This window comes from Phytobacter palmae (assembly GCF_039409775.1).
GTDB classification, from domain to species: Bacteria; Pseudomonadota; Gammaproteobacteria; order Enterobacterales; family Enterobacteriaceae; genus Phytobacter; species Phytobacter palmae.
In genome coordinates this window covers 86,132-102,989 of record NZ_JBCIVJ010000005.1, presented here as the reverse complement: position 1 = coordinate 102,989, position 16,858 = coordinate 86,132, and the positions used below count along the sequence as shown (strand labels likewise).

The following is a 16,858-nucleotide window of genomic DNA, read 5'->3' as shown; positions in this document are numbered from 1 at the left end:
GATGTATCACATTACGACATGAAGGAGATCACACCTTAAAACCATAGTCAATAGGATATGAAATAAACTTGATTGCGACAGTTGCAGCGCATCACAATTCGGTATACCCGAATGAGACAGGCGCAGCCACGACAGACTGGCACCGCACCACAGCAGCAAAGCCCCACGGCGCACGTAGCAGATCACCACAGCACCGCCACGATCACGAAATCACTCAGACGTTAAATCACACACCGAAAGCACAGGACGCCGTAGAACGCGGCACAGATCGTTTTAGAGGGATGTACAGATACACAGTGAAAATCAATCGCCCGCACCCACATTCGGCAGCAGCAATCGTCCAGCATTTCGCGCCTGCAACGGTTGTCTCGGCTGAGCAAAATCTTAGGGTTTTCTCAGCGACCCCTGACGCGCGGGCACGCACATGCGCACGGGGGCGCGGGCGAGCTATAGAGTTGAGGGAGGCGCAACTATAAGCGTGCAATTTTTCAAGCCGGGACTTTTAACAGTGGGATTGTGAGGCTATTTTGCATTCAGAGAGTGAGGCTGTAGGGTAGCTCCCCTTGAACCAGATAACGCTAAGCTAACCATTTTCCCCACTGCTTAAGCCACTTTGCGTTGACGTTCAGCACCCCACAGCAGCATTATCCGGCATCAGAAACGGAATCAGTTTAGTATCACCATGCACATATAACGGGTGCATAGGCTCTCCCGTTGCGTTAATTTTAAAACACTTCGTATCTACAGGAAGGAACGCCCGTACTACGGCAGAGCGTTTCAGGTGCCGCCCTTCATTCCCCCACGCAGCAACAACGATACCAGCACCAGCTATCAATTCTGCCAGATACTTATCATTATCCGCCCCGACAGGCTCCGGGAATCTCATCATCTCAAAGCGGTCAGTACACACATACGCGAACAGGTTCGCGATACGTACCCCCCCGAAGCCCCAGCTCTGCGCAAATGAGATACAACGTTTCAGTGTGGGGTCGTCAAGCTCTGCGTCCGCATACGATGGATTCAAACCGATGAAAAGAGCATAAGGCTTTGCAGCGTCCCACGTTCTGGAAATAGCGTAACGGTACTTCCCGCACACAGAGAAGATCGCGTCTTTGTTCACATCCATGATTAACCCTCTTCACTACGTTTATCATCCCGCATCGAGTCAATGAAGTCGCGTTGCTCCTGCGTCAGTTCCAGATTTTCTAACAACTTGTCTAATTCTATTTCGGCGGATTCTTGCTTCTGCAAACGCTCTTTGTCAGCCATGCCAAGCCCCACAAGATTAGGATTAATCTTAGGCTACAAAATGATCAATACAAATGCAACGGGTTGTTATTTATTACCACTGCGAGGCTCAACTGCGAAGCATGGCTGGGGAAACACAGGAAGGGAAATTCAGGAGGGATGCCCCGGTCTGGCAGCGCAGAGCCGGGGCTAGTGCAGACGGAGCCACCCATCAGCCAGTTAAACGTAGCCCATTCACAGGCAATAGCAAGCCATTAGCGCCGTGTTGGGTACACCCAGCAGCAGCGCCCCCGGCGCATCATCATCTTAATCTTGTACAACCATCCGTTCTCTTATCGAGTACCGTTCATTTATGGCACGGTGAACACCACGGTAGAGCCTGCCGCTTTCCCGGACAGGTTAGGCTTCCCAACATCAGCTCGTTTATCCGTGGCGTGTCATCACGACAGGCTGTTACGGGACACCGCGCTAAGTGCGGAACAGATGAATGCTGCGGGAGTTATGCCGGGTGTACGGCTTTCGGTTCATGTTGGGCTATCGCGGTGCGAACGTTGAAACTACCGCCAGCGCGGTGATATGCTCCCGACCACCACACACCAACCACGCGACAGGCGCGGCGATTGTGCAATGTGTAGTTACGGCTGTACCTGCATTAGCGGGGTAAAGTAACTAGCTGATAAATAACAATATGCTTATTTATCATTGGCTTGGAGCGGGCGAAGGGAATCGAACCCTCGTATAGAGCTTGGGAAGCTCTCGTTCTACCATTGAACTACACCCGCCTTGTGGTGTGACAGGCATTATAAACCTTAAACACCGACTGGCAAGACGCTAAACGACTAACTGACCATAAATTAATCGCTTAGCGCTAATCTTAACACTTCGGCGGGTTACCCTGTGGTGGCAGATAACGCAACGGATCGATAGCCGTTGCCTTATAGCGAATCTGGAAGTGCAACTGCACTCCGTCTGCATCAGTGCTGCCCATCGTGGCAATTTTTTGCCCAATCTTCACACTCTGCCCGTTGTTAACAAGGATAGTGTCGTTGTGCGCATAAGCCGTGATGTACTCATCGCTGTGCTTAATCATGATCAGGTTGCCATAACCGCGCAGCTGGTTCCCGGCATAGACCACCTTCCCTGCTCCGGCTGCGTAAACCGCCTGCCCGCGAGAACCTGCAATATCAATCCCTTTATTCCCGCCTTCGGATGTGGAATAGGGTCTGATCACCTTGCCAGTGGTCGGCCAACGCCAGCAGCGCTGCCCAACGGGGGGCCAGGAAGAGAGCGGCACAGCCGATGAAGGCACGACTTTAGCCGTTTGGGTGCCGCCTTTTGCAGAGGACGATTTCGACGAGCCGTTCAGTTTCAGACGTTGACCGACCTCAATGGTGTACGGCGGGGAAATCCCGTTAAGCCGGGCAAGGTCATTCACGCTGGTGCCAGTCTGGCGCGAAATTTTATATAGTGTGTCCCCACGTTTTACTGTGTAAACATTGCCGCTCTCAGACGATTTGCTGCCAGCACACCCCGCCAGCAATAACGCCACGGCCAGGCAAATAACAATGTGAAGTGGGTTTCTTGTCAGGCTTCCTGCACGCAAAACAGATCCTCTGAAAAAATGAATGACCCCTTATTCTAGGCAGCCAACACCGGGATGCCAACCACTTACCGCTCACTGACGATAAAGGGGTAGCCGTGAGCAATAATTTCTCTGGTTTCAGGTAGTCACTTTATGGTCACAGGATTGCGTATCTGCAATATAAAACCGTTTCCGGTTGCCAATATGCTACCCGGCCTTTTGCTGGTAATGCCCTTTTCCGCCCTCTGGGCCAAACTGTTTGCCTGAGAACGGGTATAATGTTTAACCGTTGGCGCGACGCCACCGGTCCGGCTACGGAGTTGCGCCGTAGTCACACTGCCGTCGCGTCATACGGTTTTATGTCGATCCGGAGATATCATAAGCATGCAAGAACATGTCATTTTACTGGATGAGCACGGCTCACCCATCGGCATGGAAGAAAAATATACCGCTCATCACCATAACACCCCGCTACATCTCGCCTTCTCTTCCTGGCTTTTCAATTCACGCGGTGAATGTCTGGTCACCCGTCGGGCCATGAGCAAAAAAGCCTGGCCGGGCGTGTGGACCAACTCCGTCTGTGGACACCCACAGCAGGGAGAAACGCTTGAACAGGCCATGGTTCGCCGCTGCCGCTATGAAGTGGGTGTGGATATTATCGATATTACCTCTATTGCGCCGGGTTTCCGTTATCGCGAGACCGATCCGTCCGGGATTGTCGAAAACGAAATTTGCCCCGTGTTTGCTGCACAAATCATTACGCCATTGCGAATCAATACCGATGAGGTTATGGATTATCATTGGGTTAAACTTGATGCCCTCTTCCTCTCTCTGGTTGCAACCCCCTGGGCATTTAGTCCGTGGATGGTGCTGGAAGCAGATAACGCCAACGAGCAACTCAGAGAGTTTGCCGCCAGCGTCAGGCAATAAAAAAGCCCCGTGTTTGCACACCGGGGCTTTTTTCATGTCTTAACGACTTATTTAACCGGACGCATCGCCGGGAACAGAATCACGTCGCGGATGGTGTGGCTATTAGTAAACAGCATAACCATACGGTCGATACCAATACCCAGACCCGCAGTCGGCGGCAAACCATGCTCCAGCGCGGTCACATAGTCTTCGTCATAGAACATCGCTTCGTCATCGCCCGCATCCTTCGCGTTAACCTGATCCTGGAAGCGTTGTGCCTGATCTTCAGCATCGTTCAGTTCACTAAAGCCGTTACCGATTTCACGTCCACCGATAAAGAACTCGAAGCGATCGGTGATTTCCGGGTTCACATCGTTACGACGCGCCAGCGGAGACACCTCAGCCGGATATTCGGTGATGAAGGTAGGCTGAATCAGGTGTGCTTCGGCCACTTCTTCGAAGATCTCGGTCACAATACGGCCCAGGCCCCAGCTTTTCTCAACTTTAATGCCAATGCTTTCTGCAATAGCTTTCGCTGAGTCGAAGTTGTCCAGGTCCGCCATATTCGTCTCCGGACGGTATTTCTGAATCGCTTCGCGCATGGTCAGTTTTTCGAACGGTTTACCGAAATCGAACACTTCGTCGCCGTAAGGCACTTCGGTTTTACCCAGAATATCCTGCGCCAGAGTACGGAACAGGGATTCGGTCAGTTCGATCAGATCTTTGTAATCTGCGTATGCCATGTAGAGTTCCATCATGGTGAACTCAGGGTTGTGGCGAACGGAGATACCTTCGTTACGGAAGTTACGGTTGATTTCGAACACGCGATCGAAGCCGCCAACCACCAGACGTTTCAGATACAGTTCCGGCGCGATACGCAGGTACATGTCCAGATCCAGTGCGTTGTGGTGGGTGATAAAGGGACGCGCAGACGCACCACCAGGAATCACCTGCATCATCGGGGTTTCCACTTCCATAAAGTCGCGATTCACCATGAACTGGCGAATACCGGCCATGATTTTGGAACGCACTTTAAATGTGTTGCGGGAATCTTCGTTAGAGATCAGATCCAGATAGCGCTGACGATAGCGCGCTTCCTGATCCTGCAGGCCGTGGAATTTGTCCGGCAGCGGGCGCAGGGCTTTGGTCAACAGACGCAGTTCAGTACAGTGAATGGACAGCTCGCCGGTTTTGGTTTTGAACAGCTTGCCTTTCGCGCCCAGGATATCGCCCAGGTCCCATTTTTTAAACTGTTCGTTGTAAACACCTTCCGGCAGATCATCACGAGCAACGTACAACTGAATACGACCACCAACATCCTGGAGGGTGACGAAAGACGCTTTACCCATGATGCGACGGGTCATCATACGACCCGCAACGGCCACTTCAATGTTCAGTGCTTCCAGCTCTTCGTTTTCTTTTGCATCGAAGTCAGCGTGCAGATGGTCTGAGGTGTGGTCGCGACGAAAATCGTTCGGGAACGGCACGCCTTGCTCACGCAGCAATGCCAGCTTTTCGCGGCGAGTTTTCAGTTCATTATTAAGATCGACTGCCGCGTCAGCGCCCTGTGCTTGTTGTTCAGACATGTTGGTTCCTCATAACCCTGCTTTCAAACTTGCTTCGATAAATTGATCCAGGCTGCCATCCAGCACCGCCTGCGTGTTACGGGTTTCAACCCCGGTGCGCAGGTCTTTAATGCGGGAGTCATCAAGGACGTAAGAACGAATCTGGCTACCCCAGCCGATGTCGGATTTGTTGTCTTCCATCGCCTGTTTTTCGGCATTCTTCTTCTGCATTTCCAGCTCATAAAGCTTCGCTTTCATCTGCTTCATGGCCTGGTCTTTGTTCTTGTGCTGGGAGCGGTCGTTCTGGCACTGCGTCACCAGCCCGGTTGGAATGTGGGTAATACGCACCGCGGATTCCGTACGGTTAACGTGCTGACCGCCCGCGCCAGATGCGCGATACACATCGATACGCAGATCCGCCGGGTTGATTTCGATATCAATATCGTCATCCACTTCCGGGTAAACGAACGCCGAACTGAATGACGTGTGGCGACGGCCGCCGGAATCGAACGGGCTCTTACGCACCAGGCGGTGAACGCCGGTTTCGGTACGCAGCCAGCCATAGGCGTAATCACCGGAAATCTTGATCGTAACGGATTTGATACCCGCCACTTCACCTTCGGATTCTTCGATGATTTCAGTCTTAAAGCCACGCGCTTCTGCCCAGCGCAGATACATGCGCTCCAGCATACTCGCCCAGTCCTGTGCCTCGGTGCCGCCGGAACCGGCCTGAATATCCAGGTAGCAGTCGGCGTTGTCGTATTCACCAGAGAACATACGGCGGAATTCGAGCTGTGCCAGTTTTTCTTCCAGAGCATCGAGTTCAGCAACGGCTTCGTTGAAGGTTTCTTCGTCGTCAGCTTCGACAGCCAGTTCCAGCAGACCGGAAACATCTTCCAGCCCCTGACTCATTTGGTCGAGTGTATCAACAATGGCTTCGAGGGAGGAACGCTCTTTACCCAGCGCTTGTGCGCGTTCAGGTTCGTTCCAGACATCCGGCTGTTCCAGCTCGGCGTTTACTTCTTCCAGACGCTCTTTCTTAGCGTTATAGTCAAAGATACCCCCTAAGAACGTCGGAGCGCTCCGTGAGGTCCTGAATGCGATTTTTTACCGGGTTAATTTCAAACATGGTCTGATTTCTTTAGATGGACTTGTCAAAATGCGGTCATAAGGGCGGAATTTTACCGGATTTCAGCCCTTATTAGTAGAGAATACTGGCGTTAAATTGGCCACAGGTGATCAATGATTAATTGCACACTGCGATTGCCGCGATACTCATTCACATCCAGTTTATAAGCGATATTGACGACGCGCACGCCGTTATCGGGCCAGCAGGTGGTATCAACATTAAAGGCAATACCGTCAAGCAGGGGGCCTCCGCCGACCGGTTCGACCATCACTTTGAGATGGCGCTCCCCTACCAGCCGTTGTTGCAAAAGGCGAAATTCGCCATCAAACAGCGGTTCCGGGAACATCTGCCCCCAGGGCCCGGCATCGCGCAACATTTCAGCTGTATCAAGGGTCATTTCATCCGGTTTTAACAGGCCATCAGAGACGATTTCACCTTGCAACAGTGCCGGATCCAGCCACTCGGTGACCAGTTCGCCAAAGTAGCGCTGGAACTCCTCAAACCGCGCCTCCTCCAGCGACAGCCCCGCCGCCATCGCATGACCACCGAACTTGATCATCAGCCCAGGGTGAAGCGTATCCAGACGCTCCAGTGCATCGCGCATGTGAAGCCCCTGGATTGAACGTCCTGAGCCTTTTAAAGTGCCATCTCCGGCAGGCGCAAAAGCGATAACCGGACGGTGGAAGCGTTCTTTAATGCGCGACGCCAGAATACCGACTACTCCCTGGTGCCATTCGGGATGGTACATAGCCAGACCGCCCGGTAGCGTATCCCGGCTACGTTCCAGTTTTTCGCACAGCGTCAACGCTTCTGCCTGCATACCCTGCTCAATCTCTTTGCGCGTCTGGTTTAGCGCATCAAGTTCGCTGGCCAGCACACGTGCTTCGCCGAGATTGTCACTGAGCAACAGCGCCACGCCAACTGACATATCATCCAGACGCCCAGCGGCATTCAGACGTGGGCCAAGCGCAAAGCCTAAGTCGCTGGCCGCCAGTTTCTGCGCATCGCGATTAGCAACTTCGAGTAGCGCTTTGATGCCAGGACGGCATTTCCCGGCACGAATGCGGCTTAAGCCCTGCCAGGTCAGAATGCGGTTGTTGGCATCCAACGGCACGACATCCGCAACGGTGCCTAAGGCCACTAAATCAAGCAGTTCCGCCAGGTTAGGGATCGCCAGCCCACGCTCATCGAACCAGCCTTTGTCACGTAAAAAAGTTCGCAATGCCAGCATCAGATAGAAGGCCACGCCCACTCCCGCAAGCGACTTCGAGGGAAAATCGCACTCGCGCAGGTTCGGGTTAATGATGGCTTCGGCATTGGGCAGGGTTTCGCCGGGAAGATGGTGGTCGGTTACCACCACCGGAATACCCAGCGCATGAGCCCATTCAACTCCGGCATGTGACGAGATACCGTTGTCCACGGTCAGGATCAGTTGCGCGCCGCGCGCGTGCGCCTGATCGACGACCTCGGGACTTAACCCATAACCGTCTTCAAAACGGTTCGGCACCAGATAGGCGATGTTATTGCCGCCCAGTGCGCGTAAGGCCAGAACGCTCAGCGCGGTACTGGTTGCACCATCGGCGTCAAAATCACCGACAACCACAATGCGCAACCCTTCGCGCAAGGCGTTATAGAGAATCTCTACCGCTTTATCAATACCATGCAGCCGCTGCCAGGGCAGCATGCCTTTCACCCCGCGCTCCAGATCCGCCGCGCTGCAAACACCGCGACTGGCATAAAGACGACGCAGAAGTGGGGGAAGATCGGCAGGTAAATCCGCCGCGTCGTTTACTTCGCGGCGGCGAAGTCGAATTTCGGCTTTCACGTGAATTACTTACCGCCAGTCTGTTTTTGATGTTGATCGAGGAAAGCTTTCATCTCTTTCGGCCCCTGATATCCTGGTACAACGGAACCATCGTTTAACACAATGGCTGGCGTACCGTTCACGCCAAACTGCACGCCAAGTGCATAGTGATCGGCGATATCAAGATCGCAACTGGCTGGCTTAACACCCTTGCCGGCCATCGCGTCATTAAAGGCTTTGTTACGGTCTTTTGCGCACCAGATGGCTTTCATATCCTGCCCGGCCTGACTCTGCAGCCCCTGGCGCGGGAAAGCCAGGTAACGCACGGTGATACCCAGCGCGTTATAGTCTGCCATCTCTTCATGCAGTTTGTGGCAGTAGCCGCAGGTGATGTCCGTGAATACGGTGATCACATGCTTTTCCTGTGGCGCTTTATAGACAATCATCTCTTTTTCCAGAGCATTGAGATGCGTCATCAGTAACTGGTTGGTGACATTTACCGGCTGGGCGCCGCTCACGTCGTACATGGGCCCCTGAATGATATGTTTGCCGTCATCAGTGACATACAGCACGCCGCTATTGGTCAGCACTGTTTTCATTCCGGCAACAGGCGCAGGCTGAATATCGGAACTCTGTACACCCAATTTTGCCAGCGATTGCTTGATAGCGGCATCGTCGGCACGTGCCGTGCCAGTCAGCGCCGCCGCCAGCAGGGTGAACATGATAAAACCTTTTTTCATAACGTATCCTTTAAAAAACAACTATCACGCCCGCGGGTGATGTTGCTGATGAAGCTGTCGCAGCCGCTCCGTCGCGACATGCGTATAAATCTGGGTTGTGGAGAGATCGCTGTGGCCAAGCAACATCTGAACCACACGTAAGTCTGCACCGTGATTCAGTAAATGGGTAGCAAAGGCATGACGCAAAACGTGCGGCGAGAGTTTTTCGCTGTCGATGCCAGCCAGTTGCGCATAATGCTTGATGCGATGCCAGAATGTTTGCCGTGTCATCTGTTGAGCACGCTGGCTCGGAAACAGTACGTCAATCGATACGCCATTCAACAGCCAGGGGCGCCCATGTTCCAGATAGTTTTCCACCCAGTACACCGCTTCTTCTCCCAGCGGAACAAGACGTTCTTTATTACCTTTACCGATGACACGCACAACGCCCTGGCGCAAGCTAATGTCGCTCATCATCAGCCCAACCAGTTCTGAGACACGAAGCCCGGTAGCATAAAGCAGTTCCAGCATCGCTTTATCGCGTAACTCCAGCGGCTGGTCAATGCACGGCGATGCTAATAGCCGCTCAACCTGCGCTTCACTGAGATCTTTCGGAAGGCGCTGCGGCAGTTTCGGCGAAGCGAGTAATGCACTGGGATCGTCCTGACGAAACTTCTCCCTGTAGAGATGCTGAAAAAAACGACGCATGGCGCTGAGCAATCGTGCTGAACTCGTTGCTTTATAGCCACCGTCCATTCTTTGCGCCAGAAGGTTTTGCAAATCATCTGCCTGCGCGCTTTCGAGCGACAGCCCCTGATGATGTAGCCATTCCACAAGGCCCTGCAAATCACGGCGATACGCACTAAGGGTGTTTTCCGCCAGGTTTCGCTCAAGCCAGAGGGCATCAAGAAATTGTTCGATACGTGCGAAATCTTGTTCCACCTGTGCTCCTCCTTGCCTCGAATCCTTGCATTATGCCTGATTGCGGTATGATTCTGGTACACTGCTCGCAAAGACACATCCGGAATTGAGACGTTTACGTTATGAACATCGGCCTGTTTTATGGTTCCAGTACCTGCTACACCGAAATGGCGGCAGAAAAAATCCGCGATATTATCGGCCCGGAACTGGTGACGTTACACAACCTGAAAGACGACACTCCCGCGTTAATGGAGCAGTACGACGCTCTGATTCTTGGCATTCCCACCTGGGACTTTGGCGAATTGCAGGAAGACTGGGAAGCCATCTGGGATCAGCTCGACACACTCAATCTCGACGGAAAAATTGTCGCACTGTACGGTATGGGCGACCAGCTCGGCTACGGCGAGTGGTTCCTCGACGCGCTCGGAATGCTTCACGATAAGCTGGCCCCGCGCGGAGTAAAATTCATTGGTTACTGGCCAACAGAAGGCTACGAATTCACCAGCACCAAACCGATCATAGCTGATGGTCAGCTGTTTGTAGGTCTCGCGCTGGATGAAACCAACCAATATGACCTGAGCGATGAACGTATTCAGAACTGGTGCGAACAGATTCTGGTAGAAATGGCCGGACAGTTCGCCTGAGCTTAGTGCTGGCGTTGCGCCGATTGTTGCGAAATCAGTCGGCGTAAATCACGCCACTCTTGCGCATCCATGCTGTCTGCCGCCAGCCACAAATGCTGTCGGCGACCATCTTTTTCCCGACGCAAACGCAGAACCACACCAATATTCAGCATCCATGGTGTTCCGACGATTTCCCATTCTACGCCTTGCCAGCGCAAACGCGCATCCATCAGCAGTTTGATCTCCCCCTGACAGGCATTAATGCGGCGCTGACTCCTTACGCTGTCGAACACCACCAGTGACAAAAGCATTAGCCAAAGCGGCGTATAGCTCAACGGCCAGGGCAACAGCAATACAAATGCCGCCATCAAGCCATGGAGTAAAAGTGAGAGCCATTGTGAGCGCCAGGAGACGCGTATATCAGATTGCCACAGGACCACGTTCCCGATTCCGTGTCTGAATTAACTGGATCATTCGCTGCAACTCCTCATCCTGAGGCTTGCCGTGATTCATCAACCAGTTAAATAAATCCGGGTCATCGCTCTGCAGAAGACGCACAAACACGCGTTTGTCATCATCACTCAGCGAATCATATTCATGTTCAAAGAAAGGCATGATGGAAATATCCAGCTCACGCATTCCACGTCGACATGCCCAATGAATACGGGCTTTGTTGTTAATATCCATGTTCTGAAACCTGCATAGCCACGATGGGCTGCCATTGTAACGTGTTTTTAATCATCCATCGGCGGAATATTTATATTTACGAGGAGACTTCCAGAATAAATCCCATCAATTGCAACTATTACGACCATTTTGCGTGGCTTTACCCATACTCGTTATAAGGCACAAATCGCCTGTTTTTATCGCTTGCATTGGGCAACGGCTCTTTTACCATTAGGTGATAAAACGCATCAGGCTAATCAGGACAATACTATGGCTTTTACTCCGTTTCCTCCGCGCCAGCCGACCGCATCAGCGCGTTTGCCGCTGACGCTTATGACTCTCGATGACTGGTCGCTGGCAACTATCAAGGGCGCAGACAGTGAGAAATACCTGCAAGGCCAGGTGACAGCCGATGTGGCGAAACTGACTGACGACCAGCATCTGCTGGCTGCGCATTGCGATGCGAAAGGCAAAATGTGGAGCAATCTGCGTCTGTTCCGTACCGCCGAGGGTTTTAGCTGGATTTTACGCCGCAGCGTTGCAGACGCACAGCTTAAAGAATTGAAAAAGTATGCTGTCTTCTCCAAAGTTACCATCGAAGCAGACAATGAACATGTGCTGCTTGGTATTGCCGGGTTCCAGTCTCGCGCCGCGCTTGCAAATCTGTTTTCAGCCCTGCCGGACGCAGATAAACAGCTGGTGCGTGATGGTGAAACCACGCTTCTCTGGTTTGCCCATCCGGCGGAACGTTTTTTACTGGTGACCGATGTCGCCACCGCAGAAAAAGTAACAGAAGCCCTGCGTGGCGAAGCACAACTGAACAACAGCCAGCAGTGGCTGGCGCTCAATATCGAAGCGGGCCTCCCTGTCATTGACACCGTCAATAGCGCGCAATTTATTCCCCAGGCCACAAACATTCAGGCGCTGGGCGGCATCAGTTTCAAGAAAGGATGCTACACCGGGCAGGAGATGGTCGCCCGTGCGAAATTCCGTGGCGCGAACAAGCGTGCACTGTGGTATCTGGCGGGGAAAGCCAGCCGGGTGCCGGAAGCTGGTGAAGATCTGGAACTTAAGATGGGTGAAAACTGGCGTCGCACCGGCACGGTATTGGCTGCGGTGCAACTGGATGACGGCAAACTGCTGGTTCAGACGGTGATGAACAACGATATGGAGCCAGATAGCGTATTTCGCGTACGCGATGATGCGAATACTCTGGCAATTGAGCCACTGCCCTATTCGCTGGAAGAGAGCTAAGTTACCGTTTCCGGGCTGGAGCGCTGACGCGCTCCCCCGGGGCGATGCTACGTTTTGTCCGGGCTAGCGAACCACAGACAGCCTGGTTTAGAGCCGCTATGTGGCATAACCCCGTAGCCCCGACAAGCGTAGCGCCGCCGGGGCGTTTTCCTCTAACATGTCAGCGTTTAAATCTGCCCAACGTACAGATAAATCGCCAGAAAGTGGCACACACTGCCACCCAGCACAAAGCCGTGCCAGATAGCGTGGTTATAGGGAATACGCTTACAGACGTAAAATATCACGCCCAGTGAGTAAACCACCCCACCTGCCGCCAGTAATGTTACTCCGCCAACCGCCAGCTTGATCGCCAGTTGATAAACCACAATCAGTGAAAGCCAGCCCATGGTCAGATAGGTCACCAGCGATAGCATTTTGAAACGGTGAGCAATGGTCAACTTGAACAGGATGCCCAGCAGTGCAAGGCCCCAGATAACAATCATCAATCCCCTTGCCAGCGGCGAATCCAGCCCCACCAGCAGAAAAGGCGTATAGGTTCCGGCAATCAGTAGATAGATTGCGCAATGGTCGAATTTCTTAAGCCACACTTTTGCCCGCTGATGCGGTATAGCGTGATAAAGCGTGGAGGCGAGAAACAGCAAAATCATGCTGCCGCCGTAGAGACTATAGCTGGTGATCGCCAGCGTGCTGGCATTACTGTCAACGGCCTGCACCAGCAGAAGCACCAGTCCTACAATACCAAACACCAGCCCGATGCCATGGCTGATGCTGTTGGCTATTTCCTCAGCCAGCGTGTATCCCTGTTTGATGAATGGTTTATCCACCATAGTTAACTCCGGGTACTGAAAATAAAACGTCGCGACTATAGAGTAACTGAGAATGATTCCAGTGCACACCTGTTCGCTTAAATAAATCATGATATTTATATGAATAGATAAATATCAATAAGTTAAAATTAATTTTTAACTAACAGGTGTTACTGTTTTTTTACAGGACCCTGAAATCAATCACATAAAACTGATTCTGTCCGGGATAGATAGCGGCAATGACAGCTTTGAGTTCAGCCAGGGACATGTTTTCCTGCTGCGCATGTTCTTCTGTCAGGCCGTCAAGGGTGGTCGCTGACGTACCAATCACCTCTATGGTGCAAAAATAAACATCATCTTCGTAACGTCCCACGCGCAAGATATCCCCGGCGCGAAAGTGCGATTCACTTTCATTACGGATAGTAATTGTTTTGCGCCCCGCCAGAATGTCGTCCTGAAAGCGCTGAAAAAAAGTGATGTCGTTCGGCTGCATGTTATTATTCCCTGATGATAAATCTGATAAGTGAGTCGTTGACACTGTGAGTATGTTCTCCCACGCCGCTATCGCCAGTCTCAACAATCTTGAGATGATGGTCTACAACTATGTCGTCAAAAATCGTGACAAAGTGATGTATATGACCATCCGCGAACTGGCCGACGGAGCTGGGGTGTCAACCACCACGGTGCTGCGTTTCTGCCGCAAGCTGCAATGTGAAGGCTATTCAGAATTTCGCGTCCGCTTTAAATTATATTTAGAACAAAACGAGCCCCAGCAGGCTAATTTTGGCGCCAGTGAAATTATCAGCTTTTTTAAAAGTGTGAATAACGATGAGTTTGACACTTTATTAGATAAAGCGGTCGACATTATATTATCGTCAGAGCGTATTATATTTGTTGGCGCGGGGACATCCGGCGCTCTGGCAAAATATGGCGCACGCTTCTTTTCCAACGTCGGGAAATTCAGTAATCATATTGACGATCCTTATTTTCCGGTCACCAATGACATGGCAAGAAATGCGCTGGCTATTGTATTGTCTGTCTCCGGAGAAACCGAGGAGATTCTGCGTTTTGCCAGCCAGTTCAGCCTCCATCACTGCAAAGTCCTGACTATCACCAGCCATGAGCATTCGCGACTGGCAAAACTGGCGGATTTTAATCTTTCCTGGCATGTACCCCAAACACGCATTGCCGGCGTTTACGATATTACGACACAAATTCCGGTGATCTATATTCTGGAATCACTAGGCCGGAAACTGGCGAAGAAAATAGCATAAAAAAACATATTGTTTTATTGAAGTAACAAATCACCAGGAGGGTAATTTGTTATATCGTGACATTTTTATTCCCTTTGCTAGACTCGAGCGCAGATTTTATTACCAGGGCGAGAGTAATGACGATGAAAAAATTGACCTTACCAAAAGACTTTTTATGGGGCGGCGCCGTTGCTGCACATCAGGTTGAAGGGGGCTGGAATCAGGGTGGAAAAGGCCCAAGCATTTGTGATGTACTCACCGGTGGCGCGCACGGCGTTCCACGCGAAATCACCCGCCAGGTCATCGAAGGAAAATACTACCCGAACCATGAAGCGGTCGATTTTTACGGTCACTACAAAGAAGACATTAAACTCTTCGCTGAAATGGGCTTCAAATGCTTCCGTACCTCTATCGCCTGGACACGCATCTTTCCGAAAGGCGACGAACTGCAGCCTAACGAAGAAGGCCTGAAATTCTATGATGATATGTTTGACGAGCTGCTCAAATATAACATCGAACCTGTCATCACCCTGTCCCACTTCGAAATGCCGCTGCACCTGGTGCAGGAATACGGCGGCTGGACCAACCGTAAGGTCGTGGATTTCTTTGTTCGCTTCGCCGAAGTGGTGTTTGAACGCTACAAAGCGAAGGTGAAATACTGGATGACCTTCAACGAAATCAATAACCAGCGTAACTGGCGTGCGCCGCTGTTTGGCTACTGCTGTTCCGGTGTGGTCTATACCGATCATGAAAACCCGGAAGAGACCATGTACCAGGTACTGCACCATCAGTTCGTGGCCAGCGCGCTGGCGGTGAAAATCGGTCACCGCATCAATCCGGAAATGAAAATCGGCTGCATGCTGGCCATGGTGCCACTGTACCCGTTCTCCTGTAAGCCAGAAGATGTGATGTTTGCGCAGGAATCCATGCGTGAGCGCTATGTCTTTACCGACGTCCAGTTGCGTGGTTACTACCCGTCTTATGTGTTAAACGAATGGGAACGCCGCGGTTTCAACATCAAAATGGAAGCGGGCGACGAGCAGGCTCTGCGTGAAGGAACCTGTGACTATCTCGGCTTTAGCTACTACATGACCAATGCGGTAAAAGCCGAAGGCGGCACCGGTGATGCCATTTCCGGCTTCCAGGGCAGCGTACCGAACCCGCACGTAAAAGCGTCCGACTGGGGCTGGCAGATTGATCCGGTAGGCCTACGTTATGCGCTGTGCGAACTGTATGAACGTTATCAGAAGCCGCTGTTTATTGTTGAAAACGGCTTTGGTGCATATGACAAAGTAGAGGAAGACGGCAGCATTATTGACGATTATCGTATCGATTATCTGCGTGCTCACGTAAAAGAGATGGTTGAAGCGGTGACGTATGATGGCGTTGACCTGATGGGTTACACCCCGTGGGGCTGTATCGACTGTGTCTCTTTTACCACCGGCCAGTACAGCAAACGCTACGGCTTTATCTACGTGAATAAACATGATGACGGCACCGGCGACATGTCCCGTTCCCGTAAGAAGAGTTTTAACTGGTATAAAGAAGTGATCGCCAGCAACGGCGAGAATATTTAAGTTGAGTTCCCCTCGCCCCTACGGGGTGAGGGGATAAACCGGCACTACTTGCCCCCCGCCAGCTCGATAAAACTTCCGGTTACATAAGACGCCTTATCGCTCAGCAGCCAGACAATCGCCTGAGCCACCTCTTCTGGCTGACCGCCACGCTGCATCGGCAGTGCGGACTTCACCCTATCGACCCGCCCGGGTTCACCGCCAGAGGCATGCATTTCCGTATAGATAAACCCCGGCCGAACGCTGTTAACCCGAATCCCTTGCGCCGCGACTTCCACCGATAAGCCCGTGGTAAGCGTATCCATTGCCCCCTTCGAGGCCGCATAATCAACATACTCGCCAGGCGAACCGAGCCGTGCCCCCGCTGAAGAGACATTAACTATAGCCCCGCCTTTTCCACCATCAGGCAGCGCCATACGCTTGATAGCCTCCCGGCAGCAGAGAAAGGTGCCCGTTACGTTAGTCTGCAGAACCTGATTAATGCGCTCCGCCGTCATCGCTTCCACACGACTCTGGGTAAACAAGATTCCGGCGTTATTTACCAGCGCAGTCAGCGGTTCACCCGCCTCATCAATACGTGCAAACATCGCCACGACCTGCGCTTCTTCACCGATATCTGCCTGTATCGCGAACGCTTTCCCGCCCGCCGCAATAATAGTCTCCACCACAGACTGCGCGGCCTGCACATTGTGCTGATAATTGACCGCGACCGTATACCCTTCTGCGCCCAGCAATAACGCTGTCGCCTTCCCTATTCCCCGGCTACCGCCAGTGACAAGTGCAATTGCCAATCTGCATTCCCCCT

At 52.2% G+C, this 16,858-nt stretch carries 19 protein-coding genes and 1 tRNA gene; 6 read left to right on the top strand and 14 right to left on the bottom strand.

Annotation, left to right across the window (positions count from 1 at the left end; translation table 11 throughout):
* Positions 1-625: 625 nt before the first annotated feature.
* The 4 genes from AAIG39_RS08380 to actS all read right to left on the bottom strand — a co-directional run bounded on the left by AAIG39_RS08380 (position 626) and on the right by actS (position 2,851).
* The gene (locus tag AAIG39_RS08380) at positions 626-1,126 is read right to left on the bottom strand and encodes a DUF1643 domain-containing protein (RefSeq protein ID WP_171964904.1); all 501 of its coding nucleotides are present in this window, start codon (positions 1,124-1,126) and stop codon (positions 626-628) included.
* Positions 1,127-1,128: 2 nt separating this feature from the next.
* Positions 1,129-1,269 carry a hypothetical protein gene (locus AAIG39_RS08375; protein WP_165369407.1) on the bottom strand — a complete coding sequence of 47 codons (141 nt, stop codon included), beginning with the start codon at positions 1,267-1,269 and terminating at the stop codon, positions 1,129-1,131.
* Between the two features lie 687 nt (positions 1,270-1,956).
* Positions 1,957-2,030, bottom strand: a tRNA-Gly gene (locus AAIG39_RS08370).
* A gap of 92 nt (positions 2,031-2,122) precedes the next feature.
* Complete coding sequence (gene actS / locus AAIG39_RS08365) at positions 2,123-2,851, bottom strand: amidase activator ActS (protein WP_090083495.1); 729 nt, start codon at positions 2,849-2,851, stop codon at positions 2,123-2,125.
* Between the two features lie 102 nt (positions 2,852-2,953).
* On the opposite strand from actS, the gene AAIG39_RS08360 reads away from it, so the two are divergent.
* Together AAIG39_RS08360 and idi are read left to right on the top strand one after the other, a co-directional pair.
* A complete protein-coding gene (locus tag AAIG39_RS08360; RefSeq protein WP_343193678.1) occupies positions 2,954-3,097 on the top strand; it encodes a DUF554 family protein in 144 nt (47 codons plus the stop codon).
* 117 nt (positions 3,098-3,214) lie between these two features.
* Positions 3,215-3,760 carry an isopentenyl-diphosphate Delta-isomerase gene (gene idi / locus AAIG39_RS08355; protein WP_249572206.1) on the top strand — a complete coding sequence of 182 codons (546 nt, stop codon included), beginning with the start codon at positions 3,215-3,217 and terminating at the stop codon, positions 3,758-3,760.
* Positions 3,761-3,807: 47 nt separating this feature from the next.
* Here idi and lysS read toward each other — a convergent pair whose 3' ends face one another.
* The 5 genes from lysS to xerD all read right to left on the bottom strand — a co-directional run bounded on the left by lysS (position 3,808) and on the right by xerD (position 9,898).
* Entirely contained in the window at positions 3,808-5,325 is a 1,518-nt protein-coding gene (lysS, locus tag AAIG39_RS08350) for a lysine--tRNA ligase (protein WP_090083492.1), read from the bottom strand.
* A 9-nt stretch (positions 5,326-5,334) separates the two neighbouring features.
* Positions 5,335-6,433, bottom strand: a protein-coding gene (prfB, locus tag AAIG39_RS08345) for a peptide chain release factor 2 (protein WP_343193607.1) whose coding sequence is annotated in 2 segments (ribosomal slippage) — positions 5,335-6,357 and positions 6,359-6,433 — 1,098 coding nt in all. Because the reading frame shifts where the segments join, the coding sequence is not laid out codon by codon here.
* 91 nt (positions 6,434-6,524) lie between these two features.
* The gene (gene recJ / locus AAIG39_RS08340) at positions 6,525-8,258 is read right to left on the bottom strand and encodes a single-stranded-DNA-specific exonuclease RecJ (RefSeq protein WP_343193606.1); all 1,734 of its coding nucleotides are present in this window, start codon (positions 8,256-8,258) and stop codon (positions 6,525-6,527) included.
* Positions 8,259-8,263: 5 nt separating this feature from the next.
* A complete protein-coding gene (gene dsbC / locus AAIG39_RS08335) occupies positions 8,264-8,977 on the bottom strand; it encodes a bifunctional protein-disulfide isomerase/oxidoreductase DsbC (RefSeq protein ID WP_343193605.1) in 714 nt (237 codons plus the stop codon).
* 24 nt (positions 8,978-9,001) lie between these two features.
* On the bottom strand, positions 9,002-9,898 hold the full coding sequence (xerD, locus tag AAIG39_RS08330) for a site-specific tyrosine recombinase XerD (protein WP_343193604.1): 897 nt from the start codon (positions 9,896-9,898) through the stop codon (positions 9,002-9,004).
* 101 nt (positions 9,899-9,999) lie between these two features.
* On the opposite strand from xerD, the gene fldB reads away from it, so the two are divergent.
* Positions 10,000-10,521: a flavodoxin FldB gene (gene fldB, locus AAIG39_RS08325; RefSeq protein ID WP_343193603.1), complete on the top strand. Its 522-nt coding sequence runs from the start codon at positions 10,000-10,002 to the stop codon at positions 10,519-10,521.
* Between the two features lie 2 nt (positions 10,522-10,523).
* Here the strand turns inward: fldB and AAIG39_RS08320 are convergent, their stop codons facing one another.
* A complete protein-coding gene (locus AAIG39_RS08320; protein WP_343193602.1) occupies positions 10,524-10,940 on the bottom strand; it encodes a protein YgfX in 417 nt (138 codons plus the stop codon).
* Positions 10,921-11,187 (bottom strand): FAD assembly factor SdhE, encoded by a 267-nt coding sequence (gene sdhE / locus AAIG39_RS08315; protein WP_090083482.1) that lies wholly within the window; start codon positions 11,185-11,187, stop codon positions 10,921-10,923. Before sdhE ends, AAIG39_RS08320 begins: the two co-directional genes overlap by 20 nt.
* 249 nt (positions 11,188-11,436) lie before the next feature.
* Here sdhE and ygfZ point away from each other — a divergent pair, with 249 nt between their 5' ends.
* Positions 11,437-12,420 carry a tRNA-modifying protein YgfZ gene (gene ygfZ, locus AAIG39_RS08310; RefSeq protein ID WP_343193601.1) on the top strand — a complete coding sequence of 328 codons (984 nt, stop codon included), beginning with the start codon at positions 11,437-11,439 and terminating at the stop codon, positions 12,418-12,420.
* A gap of 167 nt (positions 12,421-12,587) precedes the next feature.
* Here ygfZ and trhA read toward each other — a convergent pair whose 3' ends face one another.
* Together trhA and yqfB are read right to left on the bottom strand one after the other, a co-directional pair.
* On the bottom strand, positions 12,588-13,247 hold the full coding sequence (trhA, locus tag AAIG39_RS08305) for a PAQR family membrane homeostasis protein TrhA (RefSeq protein WP_343193600.1): 660 nt from the start codon (positions 13,245-13,247) through the stop codon (positions 12,588-12,590).
* Between the two features lie 160 nt (positions 13,248-13,407).
* A complete protein-coding gene (gene yqfB, locus AAIG39_RS08300) occupies positions 13,408-13,719 on the bottom strand; it encodes a N(4)-acetylcytidine aminohydrolase (protein ID WP_343193599.1) in 312 nt (103 codons plus the stop codon).
* Between the two features lie 52 nt (positions 13,720-13,771).
* Between yqfB and AAIG39_RS08295 the strand changes: the two genes are divergently transcribed.
* Positions 13,772-14,500 carry a MurR/RpiR family transcriptional regulator gene (locus AAIG39_RS08295; protein WP_039077977.1) on the top strand — a complete coding sequence of 243 codons (729 nt, stop codon included), beginning with the start codon at positions 13,772-13,774 and terminating at the stop codon, positions 14,498-14,500.
* 122 nt (positions 14,501-14,622) lie between these two features.
* The gene (locus tag AAIG39_RS08290) at positions 14,623-16,056 is read left to right on the top strand and encodes a 6-phospho-beta-glucosidase (RefSeq protein WP_249572242.1); all 1,434 of its coding nucleotides are present in this window, start codon (positions 14,623-14,625) and stop codon (positions 16,054-16,056) included.
* A gap of 44 nt (positions 16,057-16,100) precedes the next feature.
* On the opposite strand, the gene AAIG39_RS08285 is transcribed toward AAIG39_RS08290, so the two are convergent.
* Positions 16,101-16,844 (bottom strand): SDR family oxidoreductase, encoded by a 744-nt coding sequence (locus tag AAIG39_RS08285; RefSeq protein ID WP_343193598.1) that lies wholly within the window; start codon positions 16,842-16,844, stop codon positions 16,101-16,103.
* Positions 16,845-16,858: the final 14 nt, after the last annotated feature.